The sequence below is a fragment of the Vibrio sp. 10N.222.54.E6 genome (assembly GCF_041473955.1).
Taxonomy (GTDB): Bacteria; Pseudomonadota; Gammaproteobacteria; order Enterobacterales; family Vibrionaceae; genus Vibrio; species Vibrio tasmaniensis_A.
The window spans coordinates 21,221-39,046 of the sequence record NZ_JBFRTD010000032.1 but is presented as its reverse complement, the minus strand read 5'-3'; the positions used below and the strand labels follow the sequence as shown (position 1 = coordinate 39,046).

Here is a 17,826-nt window from a genome sequence, read left to right as displayed (position 1 = left end):
ATTGTTTTCCAATTCGTACTAAATAGTTAGAATCTCACGACTTCTCAACGCTAGAGCAAACATTATGTTTAAACCATTTACTAAATTCATCACAGCACTTGCTGCCGTACTGATTATCGCGGGTTGTAGTGAAACAGACGAGCCACAGAAAGGCGTTCAATACGAAGCGCTGCCTACTGCTCTAACTGAATTTAACCTGTCTCCGATCACTGAAATCTTCTCTCTAAATTGTGGTCACTGCCGTCAAATGGAAAGTGCAATTCCAGAGATCGAATCTCTAACAGACCAAACTATTGGCAAGATGCACGTTACGTTCAATGAAAGTGCTCAAATCAGCGCAATGATCTACTACACAGCAGTAATGCAACTTGATGCGACCCCTGACCACGCGTTCATGGACGACCTATTTGGTGCGGTTCAAATGGGTGCAGATGCGACTCCTGAACAACGTCAACAAGCTCTAGAGACTGCGTTCACTTCTCGTGGTCTGGTTAGCCCATACCAACTGAACAAAGAACAGCAAGTCGCTCTATTTGACTACGTAAAGAAAGCTGAAGAGATCTCGGTTAAAGGTCAAATCAACTCAGTACCAACATTTATCATCAACGGTAAATACCAAGTACTAACAGCAGGTCACCAAGATGTTCAAGGTATCGCAAAAACGATCAACTACCTTTTGACTCAGCCTTAACGGCTTTTCTCTATAAAAAATCAACAATAAATAGGTTTTACTATGTCTAAATTTATCATCCCGGTCATTGTCTTTATTTTGGCTGGCTTCATGATCTACCGCACTTGGATGAACCATAAATCTGGCGAAGAAAATATTGAACAAGGCCAACAATTCCTTATCGAAAACGGCGCTAAAGAAGGGGTTGTTACGACTGAAAGTGGTCTTCAATACCTAGTTCTTGAAGAAGGTACTGGTACAGAGCACCCAACTAAGAACAGCAAAGTAACGGTTCATTACCACGGTACACTTATCGACGGCACTGTTTTCGACAGCTCTGTTGATCGTGGTGAGCCAATCTCATTTGCTCTTAAACAAGTGATCAAAGGCTGGCAAGAAGGTTTGACTTACATGGTCGAAGGCCAAAAAGTTCGCCTGTTTATCCCAAGCCAATTGGCTTACGGTAAAGGTGGTTCAGGCCCTATCCCACCATCAGCAACTTTGATTTTTGATGTTGAGTTAATCTCTATCAAATAATTGAAGAGACTGATTTAAGCCCTAACATACGAGCTATGTTGGGGCTTTTTTATATGTGAACGTTTGAATATTTGAAGCCACTTTTGTAACGACGGAATATACCTCAAAAAGCCGAAGACTAGACGACTGGTCTAATTTAACTTATAGTAAGCCCATGAACGATAAAACGAACGACACACGCCTGCATGTTTTAGATGTTGGCTACCAATTAATAGTGAACAACGGCTTTAACGGCGTTGGCTTATCGCAATTGCTTAAAGAAGCGGATGTTCCAAAAGGATCGTTTTACCACTACTTTAAATCTAAAGAGCAATTTGGCGAGGCTCTGATCCAGCACTATTTTGAGACCTACATCAGCAGAGTTGAAACTATTTTGGTTCATGGTGAAGGCAACCATTACCAGAGAATTATCAGTTATTTCACTCGATGGTCACAGATTGAAAACGGTACTTGTAACGCTCATAAATGCTTAGTCGTTAAGCTCAGCGCCGAAGTTTCTGATCTTTCTGATCCTATGCGCCAAGCGCTATTGAAAGGTGCTGAGAAAGTGACGCATACCATCGAGCAGTGCATTGTCGGTGGTATTGATGATGGCTCGATAAAGGTTGAAGAGAGCCAAGAAACCGCTCAAAATCTATATTCTATGTGGTTAGGCGCAAGCTTATTAAGCAAACTAAGCCAGAGTTCACGTAGCTTAGAATCAGCTTTAAACCTAACCCAACAGATTTTAAAAGGTAAAAACTAACCACGTACTGTGTTTAGTCTTTACTAACGACAGATAACCCGCCCTCTTATCATTTGATGACGGCGGGATTTTTAGACAACAAGACTAGACGACTGGTCTAATTCTAAATAAACATAATATAAAATTAAGGATACCCAATGACTCAACAAGACAACCGCCGCATCGTATTGGCTTCTCGCCCAGTAGGCGCACCGACTCAAGATAACTTCCGTTTGGAGACAGTAGCCGCACCAACAATTAAAGACGGCGAGATGTTACTTCGCTCAGTTTACCTTTCTCTAGACCCGTACATGCGTGGCCGAATGAGCGATGCTAAATCTTACGCAGACCCTGTTGCGATTGATGAAGTGATGGTCGGTGCAACCGTGTGTCAGGTTGAAGAGTCAAACAATAGCGATTTTGAAGTTGGCGAATGGGTACTGGCTTACACCGGTTGGCAAGATCTTGGTGTGTCTGATGGTGAAGGCCTAATCAAACTAGGTAAAGAGCCAACACACCCTTCTTACGCACTAGGCATCATGGGTATGCCAGGCTTTACTGCGTACATGGGCTTACTTGATATCGGCCAACCTAAAGAAGGCGACACTCTAGTCGTTGCGGCTGCAACAGGTGCAGTAGGCGCAACCGTTGGCCAAATCGGAAAATTAAAAGGCTGTCGTGTCATTGGCGTTGCTGGTGGTCAAGAGAAATGTCAGTACGCGAAAGAAGTGCTTGGTTTTGATGAATGTATCGACCACAAAGCCGACGACTTCGCGGAGCAACTGGCTAAAGCATGTAGCAACGGCATCGACGTTTATTTTGAAAACGTTGGCGGCAAGGTGTTCGATGCGGTAATGCCGTTGCTTAACACTGGTGCTCGCATTCCTGTTTGTGGCCTTATTTCACAATACAATGCGACATCACTTCCTGAAGGCCCAGATCGCATGTCTAGCCTTATGGGCACTCTTTTGGTCAAGCGTATTAAGATGCAAGGTTTCATTATCTTTGATGATTACGCACACCGTTACAATGAGTTTGCTGTTCAAATGACAGAATGGTTGTCTCAAGGCAAGATGCATTACCGTGAGCACCTAGTTGAAGGCCTAGACGAGGCGCCACAAGCATTCATGGGTCTATTGGAAGGCCAAAACTTCGGTAAGCTTGTTATCAAAACAAACGAAGCTAAATAAATTCAAAAACTGAACCAGTTAACTAGGTAAAATCATGATTACTTTGCATCACCTAAACAAATCTCGCTCAAAACGCATCATCTGGCTATTGGAAGAGCTTGGAGTAGATTACCAAATCAAACCATACCAACGAGACAGTGTAACGTTTCTAGCGCCACCAGAATTGAAGGCCGTTCATCCTCTTGGTAAATCTCCGGTTATTGAAGACGATGGCGTCGTGATCAGCGAATCTGGTGCTATCACCGAGTACCTAATCGACAAATACGGTCAAGGTAAGTTCGCACCAGTGCGCGGCACCGCTGACTACGTGGAATACTCACAGTGGCTTCACTTCGCTGAAAGCTCTGGTATTCTGCCAATGCTACTTAAAATCTTTGTGATGAAAGACGGTTGCGAGACTAATTTCCTTGGCGGCTACGCTGATGATGAAAACCAAAAGATCCTAACCTTTGTCAACGAAGCGCTTGAAGGTAAAACTTACCTTGTTGCTGATACTCTGACGGGTGCCGATTTCATGATGTCGTTCATCGTAGAAATCGTGGGTAACTTCGGTGCCACTGCGCTCTACCCTAACATTGCTAAATACGGTGATCTTTTAACGAGCCACCCTGCTTACCAAAAAGCCGAGCAACTAGAGCTAGAACACTCGAACTGATCGAGTTTCAATCAAGCTCGGACGCGCTTCGGATAAGCAAAAGCAACTAAATGAAGCCAAAGCCGATTTATCTTTCGCTTTGGCTTCTCATTTGCCTTCATTTCGACAACAATACCGAACTCTAACTGAACAGCCATAGAGTTTGATCTTCATGTCAGCAAACCTTGCTCAATACACACCACTGCACCTAAAAAACGACAATACGAATGTAGACTTACCGCTACCGACTCGTTTTACGTTTCCGTACTACTACACACCACATCCAACGTGTGAGTTTGCCATGCAGCAACTTCAGCAGTCGTTACTCGACTGCGGTGTGAATGAAACATCGCAAGGCAACCTCTACGCCGTGCTTCTTGTTCAGAACCCAACTACACAAGAGCTAGGTTACCTTTCTGCGTTTTCAGGTTTGCAGTTATATCCGTCTTTGGCCTCTCAGTTAAACAACATTAACTTTGTTCCATCAGCCTTCGATTCAGAACAGTTTCAATCTCACAACAGTGCAAACCTTGCTCGCCAATCGCAACTAGCGGATGACATTGAAAAACTACAACAGTCGCACAACCTAGACGCATTATTGGCTGAATTTGAAGAGTTAAAAATCGAATCAGCACAAGCTATCGAAGCCTTTCAATTAGCCTTGGCAGCAAACAAATCTCAGCGTAACGAACTCAGAGAACAAGCCAATCAAGAAAAGGCATTGGGGAATCTAGAGTCAGCAGCGAATTTGCTCAAACAACTGGGCAATCAAAGCAGCCAAGAGAAACGCGACTTAAAAGCACTTAGAATCGAGTGGAAACAAAAGATCGCAGAACGCCAGTCGCAAGTTGATGCTATCGAAAGCGAACTCACGAGCCGCAAGCAAGAGTACCAAGCGATCTCAGCCGAATTAGAAGCGCAACGGTTGTCTCATTATCGCTTTAACAACCAAGCTCTCGAATCAAAGAACCTGCTTGAATTGTTAGATGGCAAAGACGCTCTTGAAGGCTCTGGCGACTGCTGCCTACCTAAGCTGCTTAATTTTGCTTTTGAACACGGCTTTCAGCCATTAGCATTGTCTGAGTTTTGGTGGGGATTGCCTCCAACGGCTGTCATTCGCCAGCACGCAAACCTGTACCCGGTTTGCCAAAGTAAAAGCTTCGAGATCCTCGACCACCAGCTAAACGGCATCGAATTAGAAGAGAACCCGCTTATCGTGAACCCTGCGGTTGGTAAGTCGTTTGATATTGTCTATGAAGATGACGAGATCGTGGTGGTGAATAAACCCGAGGAGTTCTTGTCGGTTCCTGGTAAGTTTATCGAAGACTCTGTTTATACCCGTATTAAAGCGCGTTATCCCGATGCAACAGGCCCTTTGATTATCCATCGATTGGACATGTCGACGTCAGGCTTATTGATCTTGGCGCTGACCGCAGAGTCCAATAAACACATCCAGAAGCAGTTCATTGATAGAACCGTAGAGAAACGATATATAGCTCTGTTAGATGGTGAAATCGACGGCAAATCTGGCGATATCAGCTTGCCCTTGCGCGGCGACATAACAGACAGACCAAGACAATTGGTTTGCCATGAACATGGACGTAATGCTGAAACTCATTGGGAAGCGGTCAGCACCAACAATGGCAAAACCAAGGTTCACTTGTACCCTAAAACAGGACGAACCCACCAGCTGCGCGTACACTGTGCTCACCCGTCAGGCCTTGGTGTACCGATTCGTGGTGACGACTTATACGGATACAAACGTGAGCGTTTACACCTTCACGCTGGCTACTTAAAACTGATTCACCCAACAACCGGTGAATGGCTCGAGTTTGAAGTGCCTTCTGAGTTCTAAACCGTTTCCATTTGGTAGGGCTTCGTGCCCTACTCTTATTTCCTTTGCCTCTCATAGCTATCGCTACATGTCGAATAAACTTAGTACGATGCAATGACCAAGAAGCCAGAACCCAACAGAGTAACCATCGCGGGAATACCATCCTTCCACGTATCGAATCTCAAATGAAAGTAAATCGCCCCTAGTGAAGTACTCGCTAATATCAAACCTCCCATCAGTTGCGTATGTTCAGGTGCTAAACCAACCAAAGCACAGAGCAACAATACAGCTCCAGTAAACTCAACCATGCCAACTAGAAACATGATGACGCGATTTAATCCATAGCTTTTAAAAAAGCCAAGCTGGATTTCAAACACTTTCTTTTGCCAAGCAATTGTCTTGATTGAACTCGCCAATAAAAAGAACACCACTAGTAATACACTCACTACTGTACTCATGTTGCCACCTTTCTTAAGAATCATTAACGTAGTGGAATCATTTAACCATTCATAAATAGAACGATAAATGCTAGTTTTATGATAGTTAGGATTCCAATTTGGAATGATTGGGTTTAGGTACAAGATATAGGACAACTAGAATGGATAAAATTGAGTGTATTCGTATCTTCGTGGAAACTGCGCAGCTGAACAGTTTTACTGCTACTGCCAATAAACTCGACGTGACACAAAGTGCCGTAAGTAAAAAGATTGCGTGGTTAGAAAGTGATTTAGGAATGACGCTGTTTCAGCGAAACAGTCGCAAAATATCCCTAACCCATGCAGGCAAAGACTACCTGACTTATTGCTCCCGTTTACTCGAAGAGATGTCTACCATAGAAAGTAGGCTCAAGCGTGAAACAGAATCCGTGGAAGGTGAGCTTAAGATATCTGCGCCAAGTGCTTTTTCATCGATGTTACTCAGTGAGCCGCTTCAAGCTTTCATTGAACAGCACCCAGGTATCCGCATTAACCTCAGCATCGATGACCGCATCGTCAACCTTAATGAACACAATATTGATGTTGCCATCCGCGCGTCACAACTCAAAGACTCAGGGCTAAAAGCACGCTTCTTGTTTAACAACAAAGTTCACTACTTCGCATCACCAGATTATCTAGAAAAACAAGGGATTCCTCTGTATCCACAAGATTTGAGCGAACACCAATGCTTAACCTACTCCCTGATGAGCCCTGCGAATGAATGGCGTTTTACCGACAAGAGCGACAAAACTAATACCATTAAAGTAAATCAAATATTCACTTCAGATAGCCCAGATATGCTACTTAAAATGGCTCGACAAGGTTTAGGTATTGTTGCTTTACCGGATTGGATGGGCAAAGAGTATGTTGAGAAAGGAGAACTAAAAAGGTTATTGGAAGATTGGAGTAATAACCAGCTACCAATGTACGTGGTGTATCATGCGAGCGATTATTTGCCCCAAAGAATCCGAGTGTTTATCGATTTTCTTGCGAAGTATTTGAGCGCAAGGAATAGTTAAAGCTCTAAGAACAGTTAGAGCTCAACTAACATCGATAGCTAAGATAAAGTCTTAACCCATTACATCCTTGCGCTGATCAACACATTCAAAAGAGGCCATTTCGAATTCACGACAGATCCAAGGTCGGTTTTCGTAAATAGTACACATCAGTGTTTCTCTATCTACAGCAGAACACCAACCGTCGTCGAGTCGCAACATCGTTTCGCCGCCCCATTCATCATAAGCGATATGCTCTTCAGGTACGCCTGTATCTGTGATGATCATAACCTCTAAACGACAACAGCATGCCTGACAATTAGCACATGTTACTTCGGGTTCGGTTACGTTCTTTATCTCAATCGTCATAAGTGACTACGCTGCTAAATTTTGCGTATAGTAATCGAAACCGACCGCTACGGCTAATAAAGATAGTGCGGCGCAGTGTTTTGATTGATGTAGAAATAAAAATAGGCGCTGTGATTTACTCACAACACCCATACTATTTATGGTTTTCCATCGCGACTTGTCGCCACTATCTCGCTTTACAACAGACTAGCCTCGATTTAGAACAGACTAGCGAAAAATAGCTTTACGTAGTCCATCAAGCGTTTGAACAAGCCAGCCTGCTCTACCGCTTCCAACGCGATCAAAGGTTGAGTTTGAACATCTTCACCATCAACGGTGTAATGAACAACGCCTAAGGTTTGGCCTTCTGAAATCGGGGCTTTCAGTTCAGATATTAGTTCAATCGATGCCGTTAACTTTTTGCTGTCTGACTTAGGCAGCGTAATAAACGTATCTTCTGCAACGCCTAGCTTCAACGTATCTTGAGCACCAAACCACACCTTCTCTTCAGCGACTTGGTCACCGCCTTGATGAGGGTTTAGCGTATCGAAGAAACGAAAACCATAGCTCAACAATTGTTTGCTGTCTGACTCACGACTCTTAACGCTTGATGCGCCCATCACAACCGCAATAAGTCTCATCTCACCTTGTGTCGCCGAACTCGCTAAACTGTAGCCGGCACCAGAGGTGTAGCCTGTTTTCATGCCATCGACCGTCAAGCTTCTATCACGTAATAAGCCATTGCGGTTGTGTTGTGTAATCTTGTTGTAGCTAAACGAGCGTTCGCTGTATAAACCATACACATCCGGTAAATCGCGAATAATCGCACGGCCTAATAGAGCGATATCATAAGGCGTTGAATAGAGATCGTCCGCATCTAAACCATGTGCATTCGCAAAATGGGTATTTTCCAGTTTTAGCGAAGCTGCCCAAGAGTTCATCAAGTCAACAAATGCATCTTGTGAGCCAGCAACATGTTCTGCAATCGCAACACTCGCATCGTTCCCTGATTGAATAATCAAGCCACGGTAAAGATCCATCATCGCGACATCAGTGTTCACTTCGATGAACATTTTTGAAGAATCAGGGAAGTTTTTCGCCCATGCGTTTTCGCTAATTCGCACCTGATCATCCGCAGAGATGTTACCTCGTTTCATCTCTTGTCCAGCCACATAACTGGTCATAAGCTTGGTTAAACTCGCTGGGTTCAACTTAGTGTGTGCGTTTTTTTCTACCAGCACATCACCAGAGTTAAAATCAATTAACACATACCCTTTTGCGCCTAGGCTAGGTGGGCTTGGTACTATAGAAGGTGCCGCGACAGCAGTATTTGCTACGATCGCTGCGTTACTTACAATGAACATACTTAATAGAGGGAGAGAGTATTTTGAGAACCGTTTCATTGAATTAAACCTAAGTTAACGTTTTGTTCAGTATAGACAAATGCTAGCAAAAGAAGCGCGAACTTTACGTTGCTTTACGTATTTGTACGGTTCGTTACAAATAAAAAAGTATAATCTGCGACCTGTCCGTTTTTTGCACAAAAACGATTGACTCAATGAATGCATTCAACACTTCGCTTTACCTCTCGGGCATACGTCTAAATAACATTTCAACAAAGCCCATAACCCGCTGTTTGCTTTCGCTCGGCTCTAAATCAGGTTGGATACCAGACTGCGCCAGTGCTTGCCACTGTATAACTTCCGAATTAGGAACAAAAAAAGCAATATACAAAGATCCTTTCTCGCTTACCTTTCCATCATCACTATAAAATGGCACACCTGTAGATAGCTGAATCGCATCAAAGATCGATTCATCGTTCAGTTCAGATTCTTCAGCTAATCCAAAACCCACTACGACATCACCAGCCCCGGATTTCAACTGATAACCTTTCAATGAAAGTTGTTCTTTAATCGCTTCGCGTACAAGATCAGTGACGACCGTCTTGTCATATTTTTCAGAAAGGTACACTTGCTCTGATTCGGGATGCCATGAGTACGTGACTACCCCATGCTTCATGAAATCAAAGTCACCACTGGTCACCACGCCATAATTGTGAGTTGGAGTCGTTTCATTGGTTGTACACGCTGTCAGTCCAATCGCTATCAAAGCCAACAACGCGACTTTATTTACGCCTTTTGTTGCACATATGAATCGTTTTATCATTCGCGGCTTCCTTTCCTATACAAGAATAATTATCAATTTGACCTTCAACATAAACAGTAATTATATTAATAGAAAGATCATTAAACGTTTGCGTAATCGCTAACCTTCACTTCTACTCATTTTGGGGGTTTAACCACAGAAATAGACTCGGTATAGTAAACTTAGTTAAACATAACCAAACCATTCGGGGCACGGAGCTTCCTCAATCATCTCATGAAGAGAAGAATTGGTACCGATAAAGCATCGGCAAATTTAAGAGGGTCACACAATGGAATTCAATATGGTTGAAATTTTAGGTTACGCGGCATCTATTATGGTCGCAATTTCATTAACAATGAAAGATATCGTGCGTCTGCGTGTCCTTAACTTTGTTGGCTGTACTCTATTCACAGCATACGGCGTTATGATTGATGCATGGCCAGTGGTTGCAACCAACGGTTTCATCGCTTGTGTGAACATCTACTTCCTTGCAAAAATGCAAAAGGAAAAAAAAAATGAAGCGATGAAAGCAGCAAAAGCTTAGATTAACGGCTAGCACTTTCAAACAATTCTAAAAAAGCCCAAATAGAACGTTCTATTTGGGCTTTTTCATGCTTATCAATTTTAGAAAACTTCAATGACAGACAATACGATATTGACTCTCTCTGTATACCTGTGTGTTATTGCGTCCATTCTTTTTCGCTTGATAAAGTGCTTTGTCAGCTTGGTCTATCGTGCCTTCTATGTGGAACAGTGCATTTGCATAGCGACACCCAACACTGACCGTTACAGGTAACACTAACCCCTCAATTTTTTCGACGCTACGCCTAAGCTCTTCCGACAACTCGTACAATTGATATTCATTGCAATCAAAAGTCACAAAGATAAATTCCTCACCGCCATAGCGAGCAATTAGACGATTTTCATTTGCAAATTGCTTCAATACTTTTGCAACGGCACAGATCACTCTATCGCCTTCATTATGCCCGTGTAGATCGTTTACCGATTTAAAATGGTCAATATCTAGAAGAATGATACCAACACCTTTTAACGGATAAGGCGAACACTCTAAAATTCTCATCTTAACCTGAGAAATAAAGTCCCGCCGATTACTCAACCCCGTAAGATAATCTAAGCTAGCTACATCTAAGATCTTTAAATGACGGTGCCGCAGGTAAAGCACCAAAACGGCGATGATGCTAAGCAAACTTATAACCAAGGTCATCAAACTAACTAGCAATAAACTGTGGTTCTTATTGAGCTCTTGCTCCAAAACTCCAGCAGAAATGATCCAATTCAGATATGGGTAGAACTTATAGAAAATGTTTTTGTTTGTCGTACCGTTGTCATCTGAAATTGAGTAACTAAAATGCCCTTCAGGCTCAGCAACGACCTTATCGATGAGCAACTCTGATGAATAACCAATTAAGGCTTTCAAGTGTTCGTGTTCAAAATTGGGTCGGAGGACTAGCTCGCCTTGCAAATCAACAATATATACATAACCACTATCGCCATATGAATACTTTCTTAGTTTATCTTTAAGCGCTTCGAGATCGACCAAGTACATGAGTTCATCTTTATAAGTGGTCGCCACCAATGTATTACCACTCGGTAGCCTCACTGAATACGCGACCTTCGCACGCTTGCCGACTTCATGTGGATTAGCATGAGAATACTGAGTCATTCCAGACTTTGAGGTCAGTTGCGTTTGAATATGGGTTAAATGCGCGCGATTTTGCCCTTGTAAAAACGGATGATACAGGTGGACACCTTGTGGTGACATCAAATAGATATAACCTGACTCTCCAATCACCAATTCGTTAGCAATTCGGATGACTTCTTTAACTTCTTGTTCTGGAGTGACACCTAGTGTGTGAGAAGCGACAGTATCAGTCACACCTTTGAGATAGGTTTTAATAGCTTCGTTAACGGTAGTATCTACGATGTCGTAGCTTGCGTTTACAATAGTACGGAAGAAGAATTGATTAGACTCTAAAAGTGATTCTTTGGTTCGGTTAAATTGAATAGCGGAGAGGACCAGAGATACTAGGGCCAACACGATGGAAAAGTTGAGGATATACTTACGTCTTACTTTCAAAATTACCTCATAGCTTTTAAATTTTAGGTAACGCTAATGTTCTTATAAGCAGACTGTTTTATATCACATTTATCTATTTTACTGAACGATAGTCGATATTAATAGCGCCCTTCATGTGCAATCTGTGACTTATAGCAAAAACGCCGAACTGGATTCAGTTCGGCGTTTTGATTTTACGTTTAAATTGATAACTTAATTTATACTAAAGCCCTGATAAATCGACTTAAAAGCATTCGCATTTATTACCTATTACTACGCTCTATTGTCTATAAATACATTGCTTAGCCTTAAATTAAGAGCACACTTTGGTCCAACTGCCGTCACTACCCGGCTCGGCACTTGTCCACCAGTTTGCTTGGTAAACACTACCGTTATGAACCACTTGGTCGCCCGTGTTTGCGTGGCTTGGGTTACCCGCCCAATCTTTCTGAGGTAAGTCGGGATATACAGCTAAACCCGCAGTATCGCATGTACCTGGGTTGGTACCGCCATCACCAGGATTACCGCCACCAGTACTGATATCACCCAGTGGTAGATCCGGCTGCTCAAAGCTAAATGCATAATCGACACTATTCACATTCACTGTATAGTTTGCAGGGCCAGAAATTGGCAAGTAATAAACCATATCGAGTTCATACACACCACCAGCAGGAAGCTCTTTCCATGCAGGTAATGTAAACGCTACTCTGTGCATCGGACCATCTAGACCACCAATATTATTGGCACGAGTGTGACCAGAAGCAATCACAGACAAACCACCGCCCGATTGATCTTTTGCGTTATCAGGTGCAGACACTGGGATATCGAACTGGAACTCAGTACCACCAGGAAGCGCTTGACCTGTATTGTTTGTAAACGTGATCTTAGGGTTAATTGGATAGTTTTGATCACCGACTTTGAAGCCACCTACAGAAACAGTAATATCTAATGCTTCCGTTGGGATAGCACCCGTTGCAACCTTGTTTCCATATGGAGTAGCTGACTTAAACTTATCGTAGATAGCTTTCGTCATAGTGTTACCCATATGGAACTCACCGTTTCCGCTATTACACGCCTGTTCGGTTGTATCGATTGAAGTTCGGTTACCGTTCGCATCGAGTACGTAACAGTTGTAATCCCCTGCTAGTTCCCAGAACATGATGCCACCGATTTCTTTGTCGATAACGTAATCGGCTTTCACATCGATAGAATCTTTATCTTCCGTTGAAAGGAATACGCCCTTCTCTGCGTTCCACAACCAAGGAGCAACAGCCACGCTGTCATAGTTACGCGTGTAAGTCCCCATTAGAACATCTGAAGGATCGTTAACAGGATCAAGCTTGTAAGCTGCTGCATAAGAACCCCAAATGCCTTTCTCTAAGTTCTTCGCATGCCACATTGGGTTTGAACCTGCACCCATTTCGTTGCCTTTCGGATCAGTATCGTGCCACATGTTATCGATACCAATTGCGCCATGGCCACAGTTGTTCTTCTCGCCTTCACCAGTACCTGCTGAACATTCAGCTTGGTTTGGCAGTGCTGCTCGGCCCCAAAGACCATTCTCACCACCAGTTACACCTTGCCAACCACGTGTGTAGTAAGGCACACCGATGTTAATACGACCTGCTGGCATAGAACCACGGAAGTAGTGGTAGGCCCAATCCGTATTCAGGTAACCGATACCGCCGTAAGCCGCTGTGCCGTATACGTTCCACTGTGCTAACTCTGAATCTTTACCTGTATCAAACAACGCAGCGTTATGGCCTACGTGATCGTTCCACGCACCGTGAAGGTCATAAGACATGATATTTACGTAATCGAGATATTTGGTTACATCGAATGTTTCCATACCACGCAGTAGGTAACCCGAAGAAGGCGCCGCGATCGTTAACATGTAGTGATTGCCATCTTGCGAAGAGGCTGCATCAAGCTTCTCACGCAACACTTTCATCAACACTTGGTAAGAAGCCCATAGGTATTGACGACGTGGTTCCATAAAGTCTTTATCGTACGGATTACCTGCGCCCGCCATTGACGTCGGGTATTCGTAATCGATATCTAGACCATCGAACTGGTATTTACGAAGCATTTCAACCGCTGAAGTTGCGAATGTTTCGATACCTTGATGGTTAATAGAACCGTCAGCATTGGTCGTCATGGTATAGAAACCACCATCAGCCACTCGGCTACCATCAGTGGCGAAGTGGCCACCGGTCTCCGCCCAACCACCGATTGAGATTAAAGTCTTAACATCGTGTTTTTTCTTCGCTGTCGCTAATGCACCGAAGTGACCTTTGAAGCCTAATGCTGGGTCAACTTCCACGCCCGGCCACTCTTTACCAACCGCTGCGTTGTTCGGATCGTTCACATCACCCACGTTTACTTTGCCATCTGAGCCGATGCTCACGAAAGCGTAGTTAATGTGTGTGAGTTGTTCCCAAGGAATGTCATTTACTAGGTAAGCAGCTTGTGGGTCATCCCCTGCACGCCAGCTGGTGAAGTAACCAATGACACGACGTGGGTGATCCGCGCCCATTTTCTCACGGCCTTCATCATCGTAAATCGTACAATAAGGAACATCGACACCTTGAGTTTGATACAAGCCATCAGGTCGACAAGTGCTCACCGTTGGTACGCCATTCACCGTCAAAGAAGCCAGCGCTGAATCTGTCGTTGCGCCTTGATTGTCAGTCGCTTTTGCGTAAACCGCTAAAGAACCCGCTTGAGTGGTTGTGTAGTTAAGCGTGTATGGGCTTGTCGCAGCCGTTCCGACTAAAGAACCTGCCACATAAAAATCGACCTTATCAACCGTACCATCGCTGTCTGTTGCCGTTGCGGTAAGCGTTACCACACCACCAACATCAACCGAAGATGCAGAAAGCGCAACCGATACTGTCGGCGCTTCATTTCCAGGTGTAACTGAATCGACAGAAATAGAGACCGCGCTCGCTAAGCTAGCCGCGCCTTCATTGTCTGTAGCAACAACCGAAACCTGATGGCTACCAGACGTTGCAGCCCAAGCCGCTTCGAAAGGTGCAGCTGTTACAACCGCAACTGAAGTTCCATCAATGAAGAATTCAACCGAGGTAACACTGCCGTCAGAATCTAGCGCCGTTGCACTCAACACCACGTTATCGCCTTCAGTGATTATGTCAGAGGCTGATGGAGTCGTTAACGAAGCCGTTGGCACTTCATTGGGCGTACCACCACCGCTACACACATCAACCTTCTTCCATTGTGCATGGTCACCTTCGAATTGGTTTGGGTTGTTATTTTGATTCCAATAATTGGCTTTGTAAGCACTACCGTCATGTGAAACTTGATCGCCGCCGGTGTAAACCGTGGCAGGATCCCACGCTTCTAACGTTGAGCAATCCACAGCCGCATAGCTATTGAAAGCCATTAAGCATGACGCAGTGAGAGTACTGAGTGTAAAAACCTTTTTGGCCACTCTTCCTTGATTTAGGTGCATGTTTGCAGTCCCTTAAGTTGTTGTTTTAAGATATTTAAAGTAAATGACACTTTTTTTGCCACTTAAATTCCTTCGCAAAACAACTGTAGGTAACAGTGCCAATTAAACACCTAAAATATTCCTTATTTATAAAATGACTCGCATTAATTTGTTTATAGCATGCAATGACTCGACACTTATTTTGCACCAACAACTAATATTAATTTATTTCGCAAAGCTAAAAAAATAGTGTCTCAAAATTTAGAAATATGATTTAGATTCGATGAGAATTCGTATCAAAACTAACCAAAAAGTAGGGAATTAGGGGCGATTTGAGATTATTTTATGAAATTGCCCACTTTTGGATAACAAATATGTTAGTATCAGCGGCTTTTTTGACGAGCCTCACATTTTTATCCGAATGTGGGAGAAATACATAGGCTTGAAAGAGCCAAATATAGCGAAGAAATAATGTCCAACTTGACGCAAGTCGCCAACGAAAACATCAACGCAGAATCTACTTCTATCGATTTCAATAGAGCTCAATCTTTGGGTGAAAAACTGGAACTCGGAAACCCAGTCTTTTGGCTGAGTGGCAGTTTCCTGACCCTCTTTGTCATCCTTGCTTTCACCAACACCTCCGTATTGTCCGAACTTGTCAACATCGGCTTTAGTTACTCAACTAAATGGTTCGGTGCTTTCTGGCAAGTCCTACTACTACTCAATTTCATTATCGGTTTAGTGCTTGCACTAAGTCGCACAGGCCATGTTCGTTTAGGGAAGCTTGCCCTACCAGAAATGACCACGTTTAAATGGATGTCTATCGTCCTATGTACACTCCTTGCGGGTGGTGGCGTGTTCTGGGCAGCTGCAGAGCCAATTGCTCACTTTGTTTCAGCTCCACCGCTGTATGGCAATGCAGACCCTCAAGCGATGGCATTCAATGCACTATCACAATCTTTCATGCACTGGGGTTTCCTTGCATGGGCTATCTTAGGTGGTCTCTCTTCGATTGTGCTTATGTACTTGCACTACGAAAAAGGCCTTCCTCTTAAGCCACGCACCCTGCTTTACCCAGTACTGGGCGACAAGGCAATCAACAGTTGGATTGGTAACGTCGTTGATGCGTGCAGCATTGTGGCAGTAGCCGCAGGTACAATCGGCCCTATCGGCTTCCTTGGCCTACAGATCAGCTATGCGTTGAGCGAGCTGTTTGGGATTTCTGATAGCTTTGCTACCCAAAGTGTCGTTATTCTATTCGCTATTGCAATGTATACGCTGTCGGCATTAAGTGGTCTAAGTAAAGGCATCCAACTGGTAAGCCGTTACAACATCATCTTATCGGTGTGCCTAATCGTTTACATTCTCCTTGTTGGCCCAACCAGCTTTATCATTGATGGTTACCTACAAGGCATCGGTGAAATGGTCGACAACTTTATCCCAATGGCGCTATACCGCCAAGATACTGCGTGGCTAGGTGGCTGGACTGTATTCTTCTGGGGTTGGTTCTTAGGTTATGGCCCAATGATGGCGATCTTCATTGCTCGTATCTCACGTGGCCGAACTATTCGCCAAATGATCGTTTCTATCAGCATCGTTGCACCGCTTGTGACTTGTTTTTGGTTCAGCATTGTTGGTGGTAGTGGCTTAGCGTTTGAATTAGAGAACCCAGGCGTAATATCTAGCGCATTCGAAGGTTTCAACCTTCCAGCTGTACTACTAGCTATTACTTCGCAACTACCGTTCCCGACTCTGATTGCAATCCTGTTCCTTATCCTGACGACCACGTTCATCGTGACCACAGGTGACTCAATGACCTACACCATCAGTGTAGTAATGACTGGCACAACAGAACCTAACTCAGCAGTTAGAACATTCTGGGGCGTCATTATGGGGGCAGTGGCTATCGCGCTTATCTCAATGGGCTCTGGCGGCATCTCAGCTCTGCAGTCGTTCATTGTGATCACTGCCGTTCCTGTTTCGTTTATCTTGCTGCCATGTCTATGGCATGCACCGAAGATCGCGAAGCAGATGGCAAGAGATCAAGGCCTCGCTTAATACCTAATCCGATTTAGTTTCGGATAGCGTAGAACACTAAAAAGCCACTCAAGTGATTCACCTGAGTGGTTTTTTTATCTGTTCGCTGTCGACTTTATTAATAGTTATGTCTACTAGCGCTTGTATCTACCGAGATTTCGGCTTATTGAAACTTTTCACCAGCAGCAACCATGAATGACATCTCAACCAATAGTTCAGGGTTAGCGAGTTCTGCTTTCACGCACGCACGGCTTGGCGCGCAGCCTTCAGGGAACCACTCTTCCCACACTTCATTGAGTGCATCAAAGTTAGCGAAATCCGTTAGGTAAATAGTCACTGACAATACACGAGATTTATCGCTGTCTACCAAACTCATCATTTCTTCAGCTTGTTCGAAGATTTGCTGAACCTGACTCTTAATTCCTGCCGTTGTATCCGTCTCTGGTACTTCAACAAAGCTTGCAATACCGTTAAACACAGTCACATCAGACCAACGCTTGGTCGGGTTAATTCTATGAATTTTCACTGGTTATACTCTTCTTATAATTAGGGTGCACATCAGCGTAATCTAATCCAAATTCCTAACATTGAAAACAAAAATTAGAAAGCTCGTAGTACCGGCTAAACAGCACTATCGCCAACCTATGACTTTGGTGTTCAACATCACTAGCCTACGCATTAATATCAAAACAATAAATCACCATCTAT

The 17,826-nt window shown here is 43.8% G+C and carries 16 protein-coding genes; 9 read left to right on the top strand and 7 right to left on the bottom strand.

Annotated elements, in window-relative coordinates:
- The first annotated feature begins 64 nt into the window (after nucleotides 1-64).
- The 6 genes from AB4513_RS18030 to AB4513_RS18005 all read left to right on the top strand — a co-directional run bounded on the left by AB4513_RS18030 (nucleotide 65) and on the right by AB4513_RS18005 (nucleotide 5,610).
- A complete protein-coding gene (locus tag AB4513_RS18030) occupies nucleotides 65-691 on the top strand; it encodes a thioredoxin domain-containing protein (protein WP_099165583.1) in 627 nt (208 codons plus the stop codon).
- Nucleotides 692-733: 42 nt separating this feature from the next.
- Nucleotides 734-1,207 (top strand): FKBP-type peptidyl-prolyl cis-trans isomerase, encoded by a 474-nt coding sequence (locus AB4513_RS18025; protein ID WP_012600489.1) that lies wholly within the window; start codon nucleotides 734-736, stop codon nucleotides 1,205-1,207.
- A gap of 154 nt (nucleotides 1,208-1,361) precedes the next feature.
- Nucleotides 1,362-1,952 carry a TetR/AcrR family transcriptional regulator gene (locus AB4513_RS18020; protein ID WP_009845490.1) on the top strand — a complete coding sequence of 197 codons (591 nt, stop codon included), beginning with the start codon at nucleotides 1,362-1,364 and terminating at the stop codon, nucleotides 1,950-1,952.
- A 137-nt stretch (nucleotides 1,953-2,089) separates the two neighbouring features.
- Entirely contained in the window at nucleotides 2,090-3,121 is a 1,032-nt protein-coding gene (locus tag AB4513_RS18015; protein WP_012600487.1) for an NADP-dependent oxidoreductase, read from the top strand.
- 34 nt (nucleotides 3,122-3,155) lie between these two features.
- Nucleotides 3,156-3,776, top strand: coding sequence for a glutathione S-transferase family protein (locus AB4513_RS18010; protein ID WP_009845492.1), 621 nt, complete (start codon nucleotides 3,156-3,158; stop codon nucleotides 3,774-3,776).
- Nucleotides 3,777-3,927: 151 nt separating this feature from the next.
- On the top strand, nucleotides 3,928-5,610 hold the full coding sequence (locus tag AB4513_RS18005) for an RluA family pseudouridine synthase (RefSeq protein WP_009845494.1): 1,683 nt from the start codon (nucleotides 3,928-3,930) through the stop codon (nucleotides 5,608-5,610).
- Between the two features lie 80 nt (nucleotides 5,611-5,690).
- Here the strand turns inward: AB4513_RS18005 and AB4513_RS18000 are convergent, their stop codons facing one another.
- Entirely contained in the window at nucleotides 5,691-6,071 is a 381-nt protein-coding gene (locus tag AB4513_RS18000) for a DoxX family protein (protein WP_009845495.1), read from the bottom strand.
- A 116-nt stretch (nucleotides 6,072-6,187) separates the two neighbouring features.
- On the opposite strand from AB4513_RS18000, the gene AB4513_RS17995 reads away from it, so the two are divergent.
- The gene (locus tag AB4513_RS17995; RefSeq protein WP_009845496.1) at nucleotides 6,188-7,084 is read left to right on the top strand and encodes a LysR family transcriptional regulator; all 897 of its coding nucleotides are present in this window, start codon (nucleotides 6,188-6,190) and stop codon (nucleotides 7,082-7,084) included.
- A 51-nt stretch (nucleotides 7,085-7,135) separates the two neighbouring features.
- On the opposite strand, the gene AB4513_RS17990 is transcribed toward AB4513_RS17995, so the two are convergent.
- The 3 genes from AB4513_RS17990 to AB4513_RS17980 all read right to left on the bottom strand — a co-directional run bounded on the left by AB4513_RS17990 (nucleotide 7,136) and on the right by AB4513_RS17980 (nucleotide 9,574).
- Complete coding sequence (locus AB4513_RS17990) at nucleotides 7,136-7,429, bottom strand: YkgJ family cysteine cluster protein (protein WP_012600484.1); 294 nt, start codon at nucleotides 7,427-7,429, stop codon at nucleotides 7,136-7,138.
- Nucleotides 7,430-7,626: 197 nt separating this feature from the next.
- Complete coding sequence (locus AB4513_RS17985) at nucleotides 7,627-8,811, bottom strand: D-alanyl-D-alanine carboxypeptidase family protein (protein ID WP_017097507.1); 1,185 nt, start codon at nucleotides 8,809-8,811, stop codon at nucleotides 7,627-7,629.
- Nucleotides 8,812-8,989: 178 nt separating this feature from the next.
- Nucleotides 8,990-9,574 carry a DUF4136 domain-containing protein gene (locus AB4513_RS17980; RefSeq protein WP_009845499.1) on the bottom strand — a complete coding sequence of 195 codons (585 nt, stop codon included), beginning with the start codon at nucleotides 9,572-9,574 and terminating at the stop codon, nucleotides 8,990-8,992.
- Nucleotides 9,575-9,842: 268 nt separating this feature from the next.
- Between AB4513_RS17980 and AB4513_RS17975 the strand changes: the two genes are divergently transcribed.
- Nucleotides 9,843-10,097: a YgjV family protein gene (locus AB4513_RS17975; RefSeq protein WP_009845500.1), complete on the top strand. Its 255-nt coding sequence runs from the start codon at nucleotides 9,843-9,845 to the stop codon at nucleotides 10,095-10,097.
- A 90-nt stretch (nucleotides 10,098-10,187) separates the two neighbouring features.
- Here the strand turns inward: AB4513_RS17975 and AB4513_RS17970 are convergent, their stop codons facing one another.
- Together AB4513_RS17970 and AB4513_RS17965 are read right to left on the bottom strand one after the other, a co-directional pair.
- Nucleotides 10,188-11,651 (bottom strand): sensor domain-containing diguanylate cyclase, encoded by a 1,464-nt coding sequence (locus AB4513_RS17970; RefSeq protein ID WP_102258324.1) that lies wholly within the window; start codon nucleotides 11,649-11,651, stop codon nucleotides 10,188-10,190.
- Between the two features lie 292 nt (nucleotides 11,652-11,943).
- On the bottom strand, nucleotides 11,944-15,102 hold the full coding sequence (locus AB4513_RS17965) for a chitinase C-terminal domain-containing protein (protein WP_032555055.1): 3,159 nt from the start codon (nucleotides 15,100-15,102) through the stop codon (nucleotides 11,944-11,946).
- Between the two features lie 450 nt (nucleotides 15,103-15,552).
- Here AB4513_RS17965 and AB4513_RS17960 point away from each other — a divergent pair, with 450 nt between their 5' ends.
- Nucleotides 15,553-17,139 carry a BCCT family transporter gene (locus tag AB4513_RS17960; RefSeq protein ID WP_009845503.1) on the top strand — a complete coding sequence of 529 codons (1,587 nt, stop codon included), beginning with the start codon at nucleotides 15,553-15,555 and terminating at the stop codon, nucleotides 17,137-17,139.
- A 142-nt stretch (nucleotides 17,140-17,281) separates the two neighbouring features.
- Here the strand turns inward: AB4513_RS17960 and AB4513_RS17955 are convergent, their stop codons facing one another.
- A complete protein-coding gene (locus AB4513_RS17955; protein ID WP_009845504.1) occupies nucleotides 17,282-17,644 on the bottom strand; it encodes a RidA family protein in 363 nt (120 codons plus the stop codon).
- Nucleotides 17,645-17,826 lie beyond the last annotated feature (182 nt).